Annotated in this window: 11 protein-coding genes and 1 pseudogene; 3 read left to right on the top strand and 9 right to left on the bottom strand. The window is 70.8% G+C overall.

The genetic code is table 11. The annotated features are described in order from the left end of the window. From DY245_RS38595 to DY245_RS38610, 4 genes are all read right to left on the bottom strand, one after another. Window positions 1-1,120: glycoside hydrolase 5 family protein (locus DY245_RS38595; protein WP_128511769.1), on the bottom strand; the 1,120-nt coding region annotated here is incomplete at its 3' end. Between the two features lie 47 nt (window positions 1,121-1,167). Continuing rightward, window positions 1,168-2,055, bottom strand: a complete 888-nt coding sequence (locus tag DY245_RS38600; RefSeq protein ID WP_128511770.1) for a carbohydrate ABC transporter permease — start codon at window positions 2,053-2,055, stop codon at window positions 1,168-1,170. Further along, window positions 2,052-3,017 (bottom strand): carbohydrate ABC transporter permease, encoded by a 966-nt coding sequence (locus DY245_RS38605; RefSeq protein ID WP_128511771.1) that lies wholly within the window; start codon window positions 3,015-3,017, stop codon window positions 2,052-2,054. The genes DY245_RS38600 and DY245_RS38605 overlap by 4 nt, the downstream gene beginning before the upstream one ends. A gap of 13 nt (window positions 3,018-3,030) precedes the next feature. Beyond that, window positions 3,031-4,323 (bottom strand): ABC transporter substrate-binding protein, encoded by a 1,293-nt coding sequence (locus tag DY245_RS38610; RefSeq protein WP_128511772.1) that lies wholly within the window; start codon window positions 4,321-4,323, stop codon window positions 3,031-3,033. Window positions 4,324-4,650: 327 nt separating this feature from the next. On the opposite strand from DY245_RS38610, the gene DY245_RS38615 reads away from it, so the two are divergent. Beyond that, window positions 4,651-5,775, top strand: a complete 1,125-nt coding sequence (locus tag DY245_RS38615) for a LacI family DNA-binding transcriptional regulator (RefSeq protein ID WP_128511773.1) — start codon at window positions 4,651-4,653, stop codon at window positions 5,773-5,775. A gap of 129 nt (window positions 5,776-5,904) precedes the next feature. Beyond that, a complete protein-coding gene (locus DY245_RS38620) occupies window positions 5,905-7,437 on the top strand; it encodes an SDR family oxidoreductase (RefSeq protein ID WP_128511774.1) in 1,533 nt (510 codons plus the stop codon). Here DY245_RS38620 and DY245_RS38625 read toward each other — a convergent pair. Then, complete coding sequence (locus tag DY245_RS38625) at window positions 7,434-9,455, bottom strand: ABC transporter ATP-binding protein (protein WP_128511775.1); 2,022 nt, start codon at window positions 9,453-9,455, stop codon at window positions 7,434-7,436. The two genes, DY245_RS38620 and DY245_RS38625, sit on opposite strands and share 4 nt — an antisense overlap. Window positions 9,456-9,585: 130 nt before the next feature. On the opposite strand from DY245_RS38625, the gene DY245_RS38630 reads away from it, so the two are divergent. Next, entirely contained in the window at window positions 9,586-11,028 is a 1,443-nt protein-coding gene (locus DY245_RS38630) for a phytoene desaturase family protein (protein ID WP_128511776.1), read from the top strand. An 86-nt stretch (window positions 11,029-11,114) separates the two neighbouring features. Here DY245_RS38630 and DY245_RS38635 read toward each other — a convergent pair whose 3' ends face one another. The 4 genes and pseudogenes from DY245_RS38635 to DY245_RS48550 form a co-directional block, all read right to left on the bottom strand. Continuing rightward, window positions 11,115-14,366 (bottom strand): GH92 family glycosyl hydrolase, encoded by a 3,252-nt coding sequence (locus DY245_RS38635; protein WP_244943526.1) that lies wholly within the window; start codon window positions 14,364-14,366, stop codon window positions 11,115-11,117. A 192-nt stretch (window positions 14,367-14,558) separates the two neighbouring features. After that, on the bottom strand, window positions 14,559-15,008 hold the full coding sequence (locus DY245_RS38640) for a spore-associated protein A (protein ID WP_397884642.1): 450 nt from the start codon (window positions 15,006-15,008) through the stop codon (window positions 14,559-14,561). A 231-nt stretch (window positions 15,009-15,239) separates the two neighbouring features. After that, the gene (locus DY245_RS38645) at window positions 15,240-16,103 is read right to left on the bottom strand and encodes a lysozyme (RefSeq protein ID WP_128511778.1); all 864 of its coding nucleotides are present in this window, start codon (window positions 16,101-16,103) and stop codon (window positions 15,240-15,242) included. A gap of 455 nt (window positions 16,104-16,558) precedes the next feature. Further along, window positions 16,559-16,637, bottom strand: a pseudogene (locus DY245_RS48550) (transglycosylase SLT domain-containing protein); the annotation flags it as partial.

The following is a 16,637-nucleotide window of genomic DNA, read 5'->3' on the forward strand; positions in this document are numbered from 1 at the left end:
CGCACACCGAGCGGCGCGGCGCGGGCCCGGCCCCGCCGGCGTCGACGACCAGCGCGGTGCTGCGCACCGGCGGACGGTGCGCACGGCCACGCCACCGCTCGGTCAGCGCCGCGATCGCCTTCCCCGCCGGCTTGACCGTACGGTCGTTGGCAAGCAGCCCGAGCCCGTACTCCAGCTCGGGGAAGTCCGCGAGCGACCGTGACACATCGTGCGAACACCACCAGGTGATGCCCCAGAGGTCCGGGCAGTCCAGGGCGCCCGCGACGGTGGCCTCGGTGAAGTGCGCCGCCCGCTCCTCGGGGATGTGCGGCGCGGGGGCGCCGACCTCCTGGAGCCACACCGGGCGGTGCGGATCCTCGGCCCAGGCCTTGGACAGCTCGATGAGATACGCGGCGTGCTGCTCGGTCGCGGTGCCCGTCGGGCCGTGCCGCTGCGCGGTGCCGTTGAACACCCAGGAGTGCACGGCCGTGACGGCGCCCAGCCGGGCCGCCTGTGCGGGGGTGAACGGATGGCCGTCGCGGTACCAGGCGGCGTCGTACTCGGCATGCAGATGCATCCGCCCCGGCGCGCCCCGCTCGCACGCCGCCAGCATCCGCTCCAGCCAGGCCGCGGCCTGCTCGTCGGTGATGCGGTCCGGGTCCGGGTGCGGGCCGTCCGAGAACTGGTTGATCTCGTTGCCGAGCGTCATCCCGAGGAAGTTGGGCCGGTCGGCGAGCGCGGCCGCCAGCGTCCGCAGATACTCCTCCTGGCCGGCCAGCACCTCGGGGTCGGTGAAGAGATTGCGGCGGTGCCAGGTCTGCGTCCAGGCGGGCAGGAAGTCGAAGCTCGACAGATGGCCCTGCAGCCCGTCGACATTGACGTCCAGACCGCGTTCGGCCGCGGCGTCCGCCAGCTGCACCAGCTGTTCCACGGCGCGCGGCCGGATCAGGGTGCGGTTGGGCTGGAAGAGCGGCCAGAGCGGGAAGACCCGGATGTGGTCCAGGCCGAGCGCGGCGATGGAGTCGAGGTCGGCGCGTACCGCGTCGAGGTCGAAGTCCAGCCAGTGGTGGAACCAGCCTTGGGTGGGCGTGTAGTTGGCGCCGAAACGGAGCGGGGCGGCGGCGGTGTCCTGCACGGGCATCGGGCTTCCTGTGAGTGAGGGAGCGGGGGAGCGCGGGTGCGGTGGGGTCAGCCCTTGACGGCGCCCTCGCCGACGCCGCGGAAGAAGTAGCGCTGCAGACAGGCGAAGAGCACGATCAGTGGCAGGACGGCGATGACGGTGCCGGCCGCGACCAGCCGCTGATTGTCCGCGAAGGTGCCGTGCAGAAAGTTCAGGCCGATGGTCAGGGTGAACTTCGACTGGTCGCTCAGCACGATCAGCGGCCACAGGAAGTCGTCCCAGGCCCCCATGAAGGCGAAGATCGCCACGACCGCGAGGGTGCCCTTCACCGACGGCAGCGCGATCCGTACGAACCGCTGCCAGGTGTTGGCGCCGTCGACGTACGCGGCCTCCTCGACCTCGTACGGCAGGCCCGCGAAGGCGTTGCGCATCAGCAGCACATTCATCGCGCCGATGCAGCCGGGCAGCACCACACCGAGCAGGGTGTTGTTGAGCTGCAGCTCCCGCATCGTCACAAACTGGGCGATCATGATGCTCTCGACCGGCACCAGCATCGCCATGATGAAGACGACCAGTGCGGTCTTACGGCCCTTGAAGCGCATCCGGGCCAGTGCGTAGCCCGCGAGCGCCGCGCCCGCGCAGTTGGTGAGCACATTGGCGGCGGCCACCTTGAGGGAGTTCAGCGCGAAGTCCCAGACCGGGATGATCCTTGCCACGCCCGCGTAGTTGGCGCCTGTGGGCTCGTGCGGAATCAGGCTCGGCGGATAGCGGTAGATGTCCTCGCCGGCGCCCTTGAGGGACGTGGACAGCTGCCACAGGAACGGCCCGACGGTCAGTGCCAGCACGGCGAGCAGCAGCAGATATCGGAGCAGTAGCTGCCACCACGGCATCCGCCGCCGCTCGGCACGCTCCCACTTCGCCCGCCGGACGGGCTCCCGCCGGGCGAGGGTACTCATGCGTCCTCCTTACGGTTGGCGCGCAGCACCAGCAGCATCAGCCCGAGCGTGATGACGAAGACCACGACGGACAGCGCGGAGGCATAGCCGACCCGGCCGCTGAGGCCGGTACCGACCTGCTGGACGAGCATCACCAAGGTGGTGTCCTCGCCGCCGGGGCCGCCGGTCGGACCGGCCATCAGATAGACCTCGGAGAACACCTTGAAGGCGCTCACCGAGGAGAGCGCGGCCACCAGCACCATCGTGGAGCGCACCGCGGGCACCGTGACGGTCAGAAAGCGGCGCACCGCCCCCGCACCGTCGACCGCGCACGCCTCGTGCAGCTCCCTGGGGACGTTGGCCAGCGCCGTCAGATAAATGATCATGTAGTAGCCGAGGCCCTTCCAGACCGTGACCGCCATCGCGCTGAGCAGCAACAGCCAGGGATCGCCGAGAAAGCCGACCTTGCCGAAACCCAGGCCCTCCAGCAGTGCGTTGATCAGCCCCCGGTCGTCCAGCAGCCACACCCAGATCAGACCGACCACCACGACGGAGGCGACCACCGGCGTGTAGAACGCGGCCCGGAAGAAGGTGATCCCGGGGATGTGCCGCTGCACCAGCATGGCCAGCAGCAGGGGCAGCAGCACCAGCAGCGGCACGACGCCGAGGACGTAGAGCAGGCTGTTGCGCAGCCCCGTCCAGAACATCGCGTCATGGATCAGCTCCTGGTAATTGGCGCCGCCGACGAACTGCCCCTCGGTGAGGGTGCGTGCGTCGGTGAAGGAATGCGCCACCGTGCTCAGGAACGGATAGAGGCTGAAGGCGGCGACGATCAGCAGCCCGGAAGCGAGAAACAGCCAGGGGCTGGACGGCAGATGCGTACGGATTCCACGGGCCCGTTGCTGCGCCGAGGCGCGCGGGGGAGCGGCGGATCGCGACAGGGTTGTTGTGCCCCGGCTCCGCGGCGTCGTTTCGGTCTTCATGGCGACCTCGGCCTCAGCCCGTCTTGAGCAGGCGATTGCACTCGGCGACCGCACCGTCCAGCGCCGCCTTGGGGGACTCCTTGTCCTGTACGGCCTTGGCCACCGCATTGCGCAGCAAGGTCTTCATCTGGTCGCTGAGCAGCACCGGGGTGTAATTCACCGCGGTCTTCAGCGACTTGGCCGAGGCCACCCGCACACGGGTCGCATCGGTGCCGTCCTCCTTGGTGAAGTACGGATCGTCCAGCGAACCCTTGGTGCTAGGGAAGATCGTGACTTCCTTGGCGAAGGCCATCTGATTCTTCTTGTCGGTGACGAAGTGCGCGAACGCCACCGCCGCCGGCTTCACCTTGCTCTGCGCATTCACCATCAGGCCCTGCACATACATATTGGCCTTACCGGTGTTGTTGACCGCGTCCGTGATGCCGATATGCCGGTAGAGGCTCGGCGCCTCCTTCTTGAAGTTCTCCAGATCGAGTGCGCTGCCCGGATTCATGGCGACGGACTGCTGCTGGAACTTGCGCCCGGACGACTCGGCCTGCGCGGTGAGCGCCTGCGAGTCCAGCGCCCCGGCCGCATACAGCTCCTTGTAGTGCTCCAGCAGCTCGACGCCCTTGGGCTCGTTGAAGGTGAACTCCGTGCCCTGCGCGTTCATCAGCCGTACGCCATAGCGCCCGAAGTCCTCGATCGACGGGGTGCCGGCGAGCATCGCGATCTTCCGCCCGCTCTTCTTCGCCATCGACACGGCGTCCTTGAAGAGCTGGTCGTAGGTCGTCGGCGGCCGCTCCGGATCGAGTCCGGCCTTCTTGAAGAGCTCCTTGTTGTAGAACATCGGCCCGGTGTTCAGATACCAGGGAAAGGCGTAGACGCCCTTCATGCCCGGCATCTGCTGGCTCTGCCACGCCCCGTCGAGATACTCACCGCGGTATTTCCCGGCGGCCTTTTCCAGGTCGAGCGCGAGCCCGGCCTTGGCCAGCGGATAGGCGAGATCCGGCGACACATTGACGACATCGGGCAGCGTGCCTCCGGCGGCGTCCGCACTCAGCTTTTCCGGATACCCCTCGGCGGGCTGGTCCACCCACTTGACCTTGGCGTCCGGATATTTCTTCTCGAAGGCCGCGATGACCCCCTCGAAGTAATCCTTGAAATTGGCCTTGAGGTTCCAGGTCTGGAAGGTGACCTGCCCCTCGACCTTCCCCGAAGCGCTGTCCGATCCGCCGGATCCTCCCGAGGACCCGCATGCGGTCAGGGCAAGCGCCGAGGTGACCAGGGCCGCGGTGGTGGCGGCTGCTCGGCGGGATATATGCATGACTGGCGGGCTCCTTTGCTCGGACCAGACACAATTGAATTGTCGCGCGGGGAAATGGAGACGTACGCGGATGATTTCCGGCAGTCGAAAGGCGGCGTACGGGCACCTTGACTGCCGGCTATTCCGTGAGTCCTTCGGCGACGATGCGGCAGACGGTACTAATGCGTTTTAGTAGGTGTCAATACCCAGGCGCGTCCGGTGGTGAACTCCCCTGATCACCGCTGGTGGGTGAGCCTGCTTCCGGGGGCCCGCGCTGCGTTTGACATGCCACCCACCGCTGATCACACTGGAGCGCACTAATGCGGTTTAGGTCGAGGAGAGCCCGCCATGACAGCGCCCGGTGAGGCCGCCCGCCGTAAGCCGGCGCGCCGGCCGACGATCAAGGACATCGCCCGCCGGGCCGGCGTGTCGGAGAGCGCCGTCTCCTTCGCGCTCAACGACCGGCCGGGCGTCTCCCAGGACACCCGCGCCCGGGTACGACGCGTCGCCGAGGAGCTCGGCTGGCAGGCCAACAGCGCCGCCCGGGCACTGTCCGGCGAACGCGCCGGCGCCATGGGGCTGGTGCTCGCCCGCCCCGCGCAGACCCTGGGCGTGGAGTCCTTCTTCCTCCAACTCGTCTCCGGCATCCAGGAAGTACTCTCCGCACGGAAGATCGCGCTGCTCTTCCAGGTCGTCGAGGACCTCGACACCGAATGCGCGCTCTACCGCCGCTGGTGGGCCGAACGGCGGGTGGACGGAGTCCTGGTGGTCGACCCGCGTACCGAGGATCCGCGGCCGGAGCTGCTCGCCTCCCTCGGCCTGCCCGCCGTCGTCGTCGGCGGACCGGCGATCCCCGAGCCGGCGATCCCCGAGCCGGCGGTGTCGGCGCCCCCCGACCCGGCCGCCGCCCACCCGCCCCCGCTGCTCTCCACCGTCTGGGCCGACGACGCCAAGGCCATGGCCCGCGTCCTCGACCACCTCCACGGCCTCGGACACCGCCGCATCGTGCACGTCGCGGGGATGCCCGGCCTCGCCCACACCGAACGCCGGATCCGCTCGCTGCGCACCGAAGCGGATCTGCGGGGCCTCGACGAACGGCACGTCCACTCCGTGACCACCGACTACTCCGACGCCGAGGGAGCCGAAGCCACCCGCCGCATCCTGGACGCCGCACCGCCGCCCACGGCGATCATCTACGACAACGATGTGATGGCCGTGGCCGGCGCCTCGGTCGCCGCCGAGCGCGGAATCCCCGTACCGGGCGCGCTGTCGATCGTGGCCTGGGACGACTCGGCGCTGTGCCGGGTCACCCACCCCCGGCTGACCGCGCTCGTCCGTGACACCCCCGGCTTCGGCAGGCTCGCCGCCCAGGAACTCCTCGCCGTCCTCGACGGCGGACCGCTGCGCACCGTGCAGGGCGAACTGCCGCATCTGGAGGCACGGGAGAGCACCGGAGCGCGCCCTCCGCGCTGACCTGCGGCGACGCCGGACATGCGCAGGACGTGCACCGACGCCGCGCCGTGATGCCCGGCGGGGGAGCCGGTGACACACTGGGCGGGCAGGCTCATCCCGTGCTGCCACGAGCCCGAGGAGGCCGCGTTCATGGCCGACAACGGCGAAGCCACCTCGCCGCCCCCGCCGGCGTCCCACCCGCTCGCCCTGGTCACCGGCGCCACCGGCTATATCGGCGGCCGCCTGGTCCCCGAGCTGCTCGCGGCCGGATACGCCGTACGCGCGCTCGCCAGGACGCCGGAGAAGCTGCGCGACCACCCCTGGGCCGGACGGACCGAGGTGCTGCGCGGCGATGTCACCGACCCCGACGCGGTCCGAACCGCGATGGCCGGCGTCGACGTCGCGTACTACCTGGTGCATGCGCTCGGCAGCGGCCGGCGGTTCGAGGACACCGACCGCAGGGCCGCCCAGATCTTCGCCCGCCAGGCCCGCGCGGCCGGTGTACGCCGGATCGTCTACCTCGGCGGACTCACCCCGCAGGGCGTCCCCGAAGCGGACCTGTCACCCCACCTCCGCTCCCGCACCGAGGTCGGGCGGATCCTGCTGGCTTCCGGCGTCCCGACCGCCGTACTGCGCGCCGCCGTCATCATCGGCTCCGGCTCGGCCTCGTTCGAGATGCTGCGCTATCTCACCGAACGCCTGCCGGTCATGGTCACCCCCAGCTGGGTCCGTACCCGCATCCAGCCGGTCGCCGTTCGCGATGTGCTGCGCGCGCTCGTGGGCTGCGCCCAGCTGCCCGACGACGTCAGCCGGGCCTTCGACCTCGGCGGACCCGACATCCTCAGCTACCGCGACATGATGCAACGCTATGCGCGGGTCGCCGCGCTGCCCGAACGCGTGATCCTCCCCGTGCCGATGCTCACCCCGCGCCTGTCCAGCCTCTGGATCGGCCTGGTCACGCCCGTGCCGCCGGGCATCGCCCGGCCGCTCGCCGCCTCACTGCGGTACGAAGTCGTCTGCCACGAGCACGACATCGCCCGCTACGTCCCCGACCCGGACCCGCCCGGCCACCCCCTCGCCTTCGACGACGCGCTGGAACTGGCGCTGCGCCGCGTACGGGACGCCGAGGTCAGCACCCGCTGGTCCAACGCCGCGGTGCCCGGCGCGCCCAGCGATCCGCTGCCCACCGACCCCGACTGGGCCGGCGGCAGTCTCTACACCGACCGGCGCGAACAGACCGTGGACGCCTCGCCCGAGGCGCTGTGGCGGGTGGTGGAAGGCATCGGCGGGGACAACGGCTGGTACTCCTTCCCGCTCCTGTGGGCGGTGCGCGGCTGGCTGGACCGGCTCGTCGGCGGCGTGGGACTGCGCCGCGGCCGACGGGACGCCGGCCGGCTGCGGGTCGGTGACTCGCTCGACTTCTGGCGCGTCGAGGAGGTCGAACCGGGCCGCCTGCTGCGACTGCGCGCCGAAATGCGGCTCCCCGGCCTGGCCTGGCTGGAGATGACCGTGGGCCGCGACGCCCTCGGCCGTACGCGCTACCGCCAGCGGGCCCTGTTCCATCCGCACGGGCTGACCGGCCACGCGTACTGGTGGTGCGTCTCGCCCTTCCACGCCGCGGTGTTCGGCGGCATGGCCCGCAACATCGCGGCCGCCGCGGCGGCCGAACGCGACGCGCCCTAGCGTGCACCGCCCGCCTCCCCACGGCCGTTCTGGGCGGGCAGCGGCGGCCGGTCCGGCTCCGGCTGGAACTGGCTGCGCTGGAGTTCGTACATGGCGCGGAAGCCGCCCGGGGCGGTCGGCGCCATCAGTTCCTGGAAGGTGCCGCGTTCGACGATCCGGCCGTGCTCCATGAGGCAGATGAGATCGGCGTGCCGGACCGAATGGAGCCGGTGGGTGATCAGGACGATCGTCTGGCCGTCGGCGGCGAGATGACGGATCTTGCTGAACACCTCCTGCTCGGCCTCCGCGTCCAGCGCCGCGGTGGGCTCGTCGACCACGAGGATCTCGCCGTCCCGGTAGCGCGCACGGGCGATGGCCAGCTTCTGCCACTGCCCGCCGGACAGATTGTGGCCGTCCTTGTAGCCACGGGCGAGCAGCGTGTCCAGCCCGCGCGGCATCTCACGGATCACGCCCTGGGCGTCCGCGTAGCGCACCGCACCGTCCAGCCGGGCATCCGTCAGCGGCGCGTCCGCCCGCCCGATGGCGATATTCGCGCGTGCCGTGAACGGCCAGCGGAAGTAGTCCTGCCCGACGGTGGAGACACGGGAGAACAGCGCATTCCTGTCGACGACAGCGGTGGGTACGCCGCCCACCAGGACCCGCCCCTCGTCGGGGAGGTAGAGCCCGGACAGCAGCTTGACCGCCGTGGTCTTTCCCGAGCCGTTGCTGCCCACCAGTGCCACGATCTTCCCGGCCGGGACGGCCAGGTCCAGCTCGCGCAGCGCGGGGGAGTGGGCGCCGGGGTAGGTGAAGGTGACGTTCTCGAAGCGGATCTCGTCCAGCCGCTCCGGCAGTGCCCGCCCCTCGACCGGGATCGCCCGCGCCACCGCCTCGGTCTGCACATGTTCGAGATCGCCGACGAACAGGGCCTCCTCGTGCAGATAGTTGATCTGCCGCACCAGGCTGTCCAGCGCGCCGGATCCCGTACGGATGGCGATCACCGCGGTCCCGCCCACCGACAGCGCCATGGCGCCGCTCCACAGCAGCCACCCCAGCGTCCCGAAGGTGGCCAGCGTCGCGGCCCCGGTCCACAGCGCCGCGATCAGACCGGTACGGGCGGCGAGCCGCGCCAGCCGGGTCTGCTCCAGCTCGGAGTCCTCGGCCATCAGCCGGAAGTGCCGCAGCAGAAAGCCGCCGATGCCATGCACCCGGATCTCGGCGGCGGCCTGCGCGGACGTCAGCAGATCGCTCAACAGCCGCCCGGCGCGGGCGTGTTGCATCCAGGCGGTGTGCGAGTGGTAGTGCCGGCGGGCGACCGACAGCGCGGCCCAGGCGCTGGGCAGCGTCATGACGACGATCAGCGGGAGCAGCGCCGGATGCAGTGCCGTCAGCACACCGAGCGCGGCGATCAGCGACAGCAGCGCAGTGATCACCGAGGCGCTGTACTGGACCATCCGGCGCGCCGCCGACGCCCCGAACCGGGCGCTCTCCAGGCGCTTGTGGAACTCCGCGTCCTCGACCGCGGCCATCTCCACCTTCTGCGCGGCCTCCAGATACAGCTCCGTCGCCACCCGCTCGACCTTCGGCTCCAGCCGCCCCGTCCCCATCGTGGACACGGACTTCAACACCGTGCCGACGATCGCGACCAGACCCACGGTGAGCAGCGCGGGTACGGCGCTGCGCAGCCGCTCGGTGGTCGCCCCCGTACCGAGCAGCGCCGCCAGCACACCGTTGATGTTCACCATGGCCACGGCCTGCATCACGCCCCGGCCGGTCTCCGCGCCGACCACCATCCGCAGCGCACGGGCATCGGCCCGGTGCGCCAGCCGCGCGGTCAGCGCAAGGAGATGCGGCAGTCGCACCACCATGGCCCACAGACCGAGTTCGACGAATGCGCCGTCATGCCGCGACCAGGCGTGGTCATCGCGCAGCCGGCCGCCGAACAGTAACTGCTCGGATTCCGAGGCCGGCCGGTCCTCGCCCCCCGGACCCGGTTCGGCACCCGGTTTCGCACCTGCTGTGGAGAGACGGGAGTGCATGCTTCCTCCTCGGTCGGAGATCCGCCGCGATCCGTAGCGCGGGACGGATGCTCGGGAGAACGACGCCCATTAGGGGGCGTCACACACCCCCTGCGCCACCGGATTTCCGGAGCCTTGGCATGCTGGAGCCATGACGAAACAAGCCCGGCGCGGGCGCGATGAAGCAGTGGTGGTGGGCGCCGGGCCGAACGGTCTGGCGGCGGCGGTCACACTGGCCCGCAGGGGGCTACGGGTGACGGTGTTCGAGGCGGCCGACGAGATCGGCGGCGGCGTCCGCAGCGGCGAGCTGTCCGTGCCGGGCGTGCTGTTCGACCACTGCTCCTCGACGCATGTGATGGGCGCCGGCTCCCCGTATCTGCGCACGCTGGATCTCGCGGCCCACGGGCTGGAGTGGTGCTGGCCCGAGATCGATCTGGCGCATCCGGTGGACTCCGGGGCCGCCGGGGCGCTCTACCGCTCGGTCGAGCGCACGGCCGAGGGGCTCGGCGCCGACGGGCCCGCCTGGCGACGGCTGTTCGGACCGCTGGCCGCCGACGCCGAAGTGCTGACCGACGAGGTCATGCGGCCGCTGGTCAAGGTGCCCCGGCACCCGTTCCGCCTCGCCCGCTTCGGCCTGCACGCCCTTCAGCCCGCCACCCTGGTCGCCCGGCGCTTCCGCACGGAAGCCGGACGCGGCCTCTTCGGCGGCGTGGCGGCCCATCTCTTCGGACCGCTGAACCAGCCGGCCGGCGCGGCCGTAGGAGTCATGATCATCGCGGCCGGGCACCGGTACGGCTGGCCGGTGGCCAAGGGCGGCTCCCGCGCCATCGCCGACGCGCTCGCCGCACTGCTCATCGAGGCCGGCGGCCGGATCGAGACCGGCGTACCGATCCGCTCCCTCGACCAACTCCCGCCCGCCGCAACGGTGTTGCTCGATCTGTCGCCGGCCGCCGCGGCAAATCTGCTCGGCGACCGGATGCCGTCCCGGGTACGCCGCGCCTACACCCGCTACCGGCCCGCCCCCGGCGCGTTCAAGCTCGATCTGGCGGTCGAAGGCGGGGTGCCCTGGCGCGCCGAGGCCTGCCGACGGGCCGGGACCGTGCACCTCGGCGGCAGCTTCGAGCAGATCGTGTACGCGGAGCGGGAGGCGTACCACGGGCGGATGCCGGAGCGGCCGTTCCTCCTGGTCTCCCAGCAGTACCTCGCCGACCCCGGCCGCTCGGCGGGTGACATCCACCCCGTCTCCGCGTACGCACATGTGCCGCACGGCTACACCGGCGACGCCACCGCTGCGATGCTGGCCCAGTTCGAGCGCTTCGCGCCAGGCACCCGCGAGCGCGTCGTCGCCCTCACCGCCACCTCGACCGCCGACCTCGAACGCGGCAATGCCAACCTCATCGGCGGCGACATCATCGGCGGCGCCAACACCCCGCTACGGCTGACGATGCGCCCCCGTATCGCCCTCGACCCGTACAGCACGGGCGTCCCCGGCGTCTTCCTGTGTTCGGCGTCGACCCCACCGGGCGCCGGCGCCCACGGCATGAGCGGCCACAACGCGGCGCGGTCCGCGCTCCGGGCGCTCGGCATGGGCTGACGACCGGGGTGCCCGGAACGGGAGGGGGCGGACAGCGGGCGCACGACACCCCCGATGACACCCGTCACGACACGACGCGACACCCCTCACGACAACCCCACCGCGAACACATGCAGCGCCGCGTCATCCGGCAGCATCACCGACGCGATCCGTTTGCCCGCCGGCACCTCGAACGGCTCGGTGGCGAAGACCGAGGCCGCCGGGCCCCGGCCCGCGTCCTCGTTGCTGTACGCGCTCCGCGCCACCACCGTGTTGCCGAAGACCGGACCGCCGCCCGCCCCGTCTCCCGCCGTCCGCCAGTCGCCGAACGAGAGAGCGGCCGACGCGGTGGACCCGTCGGTGAAGGTCACCGTGGCGGTGCCCCGGCGGTCGCCGTGCGCGGAGGCGCCGATGAACGTCAGCCGGTCGCTGTGCGCCGCCCGCACGCCCAGATCGAGCCGCCGGCCCGCCGCCACCGCGTTGTTGTCCCGGCCGGGCGGCGAGCCGGGCCAGATGAACGACGTGCCGGCGACCTCGATCCGGGCCCCGTCCATGAGCCCGACCGCCGCCAGCGCCTGCCGTGAATAGCTGTTGCCCCGGCCGTCGAAATCGGCCTGCCGCCGGTCCGAGTCGTAGGACGCGCCCGCGTTGTCGTATGCGGCGGGCAGGCTGTTCGGGGCAGCGACCAGGACGATCACCGAGGCGCGTACGGGCCGGCCGCCGGGGCCGCCCGTGACGGTCACCGGCACCTCGTAGTAGCCCTCCGGGGTGTGCGGGTCCGCGGTGACGGCCAGCCGCAGCCGCCCCGAGCCGGTTCCCTTGTCCAGCCGCAGTCCACCGTGCCGGGGCGACACCGTGAGCCCCTTCGGCGCATCGGTGGACACGCTCAGCGTGCGGTCATGGCCGCCGAGCCGCTGGGCGTCGACGGTCAGCCGGCCGGGCCCGCCGCCCGGTGCGACGGTGACCTGGTTGGGCGTGGCGCCGGCCAGGAAGGCGTGCTCGCCGTCCCGGTAGGAGCGCGGAGCCGAACCCGCCGAGGTGGCCCAGGTGGTGTCCGGCCGGTCCGAGAGCGTGAAGTCCAGCCGGCCGCCGGTGCGGATGATGTCCCGGGGCAGCGCCGTCTTCTCCCAGCTGCGCCCGTCGAGCCGCAGATCATGGACGTACGGCGTGCCCGCGGACGCCTGCGGAGCGCGGATGTCCAGGTCGCGGCTGCCGGGCAGATCCAGCACCGCACGCGCGAACAGCGGGCTGTGCACGGTGAGATCGGCGGTGCCCGGCGCCGACGGATACAGCCCGAGCGCCGCCCACACATACCAGGAGGACATCGCCCCGAGGTCGTCATTGCCGGGCTGTCCGTCCGGGGTCGGCGTGAACAGCGTGGTGGCGATCTTCCGTACGGTCTGCTGGGACTTCCACGGCTGCCGCAGATGGTTGTAGACCCACGGGACACCGAAGTTGACCTCGTTGCCCGCCCACATCGTGGGCTTGTTGGGACCGGAGTTGAGATCGCCCGCGAAGAACGCGTCCAGCCGCTCGGCGGCCGCGGCCCGCCCGCCCATCGCCGCGATCAGACCGGCGGTGTTCTGCGGTACCAGCCAGTTGTACTGGGCGGCGTTGCCCTCGTCGAAGCCGTCCTGGCCGAACTTGCCCTCGGGCGGCGGGACGAACCCGGGCCCGTCGGGGAAGCGGCCGTCCTCGCCGCGCGGCTGGAGGTAGCCGGTGGCGGGGTTGAGGATGTTCTGCCAGTTCTGGCCGCGCCGGGCGAAGGCGCGTGCCGTCTCCCGGTCGCCGGCGGCCTGGGCGAGCTGCCCGATGGCGAAGTCGTCGATGGCCCATTCCAGGGTCACCGACCCGCCGACCCGCTGGTGGTCACCGCGGGAGGCATCGTTGTTCGGGGCATAGCCGCGCCGGACGTACTGGGCGATGTCCGGCCGCTCCTTATAGGCGCCCGGCCGGTCGTCGACCGTCGTGGCGCCCTTGACCAGGTACTTCAGCGCCGTCCTGAGGTCGAAGCCGGTCGCTCCGAAGGCATGCAGATTGGCGATCAGCGGAACGGAGTTGTCGCCGGTCATCTGCCCCGTATAGCCGTTGGCCATCGGCCAGCGCGGCCACCATCCGCCCTGCTCCGCGTCGTTGACCAGCGACTGCGCCATATCGCTCGCCCGGTCGGGGAAGAGCAGCGCATGCAGCGGGGCCAGCGTCCGGTAGGTGTCCCAGTCGGAGAAATTCGCGTACTGGGTGTGCCCCCGGGGCAGGGTGCGGATCCGGTCGTCGAAGCCGATATAGCGCCCGTCGGCGTCGTTGAAGGTGTTGGGATGCATCAGCGAGTGGTAGAGCGCGGTGTAGAAGGTCTTCAGCTCTCCCTCGTCCCGGCCCGCCACCCGGATGCTGCCGAGCGCCGCTCGCCAGCGCTCCCGGATCTGCTGCCGCAGCGCCGCCAGGTCCCAACCGGGCACCTCCGCCCGCATATTGGCCTCGGCGCCCGGAACATCCACGTACGACATCGAGACCTTTGCGCGCACCGTGCGCTCGGCTTCTCCGCCGCCGGTGCCGAAGGACAGATACGCCCCGGCCCTGGGCGCGTGCACGGCGTCACCGCCCGGGGTGACGGTCTTCCCGTCCCAGGTTCCGTGCGCGGTGAACGGCCGGTCGAAGGTGATCGCGTAGTGCAGGGTGTACGTGTTGCCCTTGCCGCAGAAGTTGCCGGTGGTCGCGGACCCGACCAGCTGCCGGTCGCCCACCACCTTCAGCTCCGCCTTCTTGTTGCCGGCGAAGCTCGCACCGCCCTTGACCAGGACCTTTGCCTCGCTGCCCGCCGGGTAGGCAAAGGCGGCCAGGCCGGTACGGGTGCCGGCGGTCAGTTCGGCCCGTACGCCGGAGTCCTTGAGCGTCACGGCGTAGTACCCGGGCTCGGCCCGCTCCTCGTCGTGCGAGAAGCGCTCCGTACGGTCCCACGGTGCCTCGCCGACCGCTCCGGTCACCGGCAGGATCGGCACATCGCCGAATGCGCTGCAGCCGACCGAGGCATGGTCCAGGCTGAAGCCCCGGATCCGGTCGCTGTGGTACTGGTAGCCCGCGTAGGAGTCCTTGGTGTCGGGGGAGAACTGCATCATCCCGAACGGGGCGGCGGCGCCGGGGAAGTTGTTGATCTCGCCGACCGTCGCGCCGCCCTTGCCGGTGCCGATGAGCGGGTCGACATACCCCGTCGGGTCTCCGACCAGCGACGCCGCGCCGACCGGGGCCGGACGATGGCGGCCTGACAACGTTGTCGGAGCGGCCTGTGCCGAGGTGGCGGCGCCCAGTACCAATAGCCCCGCCGCGACGGCGGCGACGGCGGACCGGGATCTGCGCTGCGTCACGCGAACCCTCCGAAGATCGTGAGTGGCTGACCGCAACACCCTCGGGGCTGCGGTCATCGCCAGTCAAGAGCCTTGCGGGGACGGCGGGTTCAGGTCCCGCGGCCGGGCCCCGGCGCGCCGGCGGCGGATCCCCGGGCGCGCGCTGCCCGGGAACCCGCCGTCGTCCGGCACTCAGTGGTGTGTCACGACCACTCAGTGGTGTGTCACGACCCCGGCCGCCATCCGGCCGCAGTTGGAGCCGGAAACGCTGACGCTGACCGACTCGATCGAGCCGCCCCAGTCCACACACCGGCCCTTCGCGGGCAGATACACCGGACCGGCGTAGGTGGTGTAATCACCGCTGTCGTAAACCCATTCGGAACTGCCGTCGGTCGCCGTGAGATAGGTGTACATGTACACGGGCTTACCCGGGCTGTTCCGTACCGTCACGACACAGTTCTTTCCGGTCCTTGCGCTGTACGTCAGGTACACGGTCCCCTTTCCGGTGACCGGTACGGAATTCACTACGCTGTATCCGCTGCCGCAGGCCCCGTTGTACGCGGCGGCTGTCGGAGCGGCGGAAGCGGTGGTGGCCGTAGCCATCGTGGCGAGACCTGCCACGGCCAGCACTGCGGATCCTGCGATGGCACGTGAACGCTTCATGGGAATACCCCCGTCGGGTGGTGTGCGTCGCGTGGTCATTTCGCAGTGTTGGACAACGCCCGACGGCGGATGGTTGTACCGCGGCGCGAATTCCCATTTTTCCGGGCGGAGTTGTCGATAGTGAAGTCCGGGCGTCGGCGCGGCCGGGCCGGAAGAGGGCGGAACAAGGGCCGGTCCCCAGCGCCTGCTGCGGCGCCGGGGACCGGCCGGGTACGGGGGACGGGAGCGGGATCAGTGCCCGTTGGCGAGGACCTTGAGGCGGGAGAACGAGCCGTTGAAACGGTTGTGGTCGCCGACCGTGTGGCCCGAGGAGGTGTGCTGCCAGATGCTGTGGTAGCGCCAGCCGGCCGGCAGCGAGCCGACCGAGGAGCCGTAGCGCGGGATCCACAGCGGGTTCGTCCGGCCGAACTTGCCGGAGTTGCCGGTGCACTGCTTCCACCAGTTGGTCGAGGTGTAGATGACCGCGTCGCGGCCGGTCTCCTCCCGGTAGGTCCGGACGAAATCGTGGATCCAGCTGACCATCCCCCGGTGGCTCTTGCCGTAGCAGGTCGCCCCGTAGGGGTTGTACTCCATGTCGAGCGCGCCCGGCAGCGTCTTGCCGTCCCTGGACCAGTCACCGCCGTGGTCGGCGAAGTACCTCGCCTGTGAGCTGCCGCTGGAGTGGTCGGGCAGGGCGAAGTGGTACGCGCCATGGATCATGCCGGAGCTGTAGGAACCCCTGTACTGCTGAGCGAAGTACGGGTTGGTGTAACTGGTCCCCTCGGTGGCCTTGACGTACGCGAAACGCACCCCCTTCTTGCGCAGCGACTGCCAGCGGACATTGCCGTTGTGGCTGGAGACATCGACGCCGGCCACGCCCCTTCGGGACCACGACGCCCGTGGCTCGGAACCACCGGCCCGGTCGCCGCCCTCATGGGCGGCGATGGTGGAACCCATCCAGTCCTGCTCGGGGTGGGCGGGTCTCTTCCCGGCATCCGACGCCGTGGCGGAGCCCGGCAGCGCGAGGGGCAGAGCGAGCACGGAGAGAAGAGAAACGAGAGTTCCGGCCGCAATGGGGACTGTACGGCGGGCCGGACCGGATCTGCGCAAGGGCATCGCATGCCTCCGAAGGCCTTCGGTTGAGTCAGGTTCGGCATCATTTGAGCAGAATTCTGCCGATAAGAGACTTATACGCAGAACCGCCTGACTCTATGACCCAACAGGCCGTCAGTCCGCCGACCGGCCCCGCATCTCACCCGTCTGGCGGTCAGGAACGGTCGCCCACGCCCCCCCGATCCGGGCCTGCGTGGCCCGCTCCGGACTGCGGCCCCCGCACTCCGGGCCTTCGTGCCCCGGGATCCCCCGTGCCATCGCGCCCCCAGGACAGAGCAAAGCGGGCCCCGGCACTGCCGGGACCCGCTCAACCGCGCAGCGGCGAACGCGCCATTCCGCCGCTTCGCAAGCTGCCTCATACCGAGCCTGTCGGCTCGTCCGTGTTGTCCGTCATACCCATGGCCTTGTCCGGCTGGGCCGGCCGCTGTGTGCCGGCGACGGCTCTCGGCTCCGTCGGCTCAGTAGGCCGAGTTGACGTTGTCGATCGAGCCGTAGCGGTGGGCCGCGTAGTTGGCCGCGGCGGTGATGTTGGCGACC

This window comes from Streptomyces inhibens, from assembly GCF_003389455.1.
Taxonomy (GTDB): Bacteria; Actinomycetota; Actinomycetes; order Streptomycetales; family Streptomycetaceae; genus Streptomyces; species Streptomyces inhibens.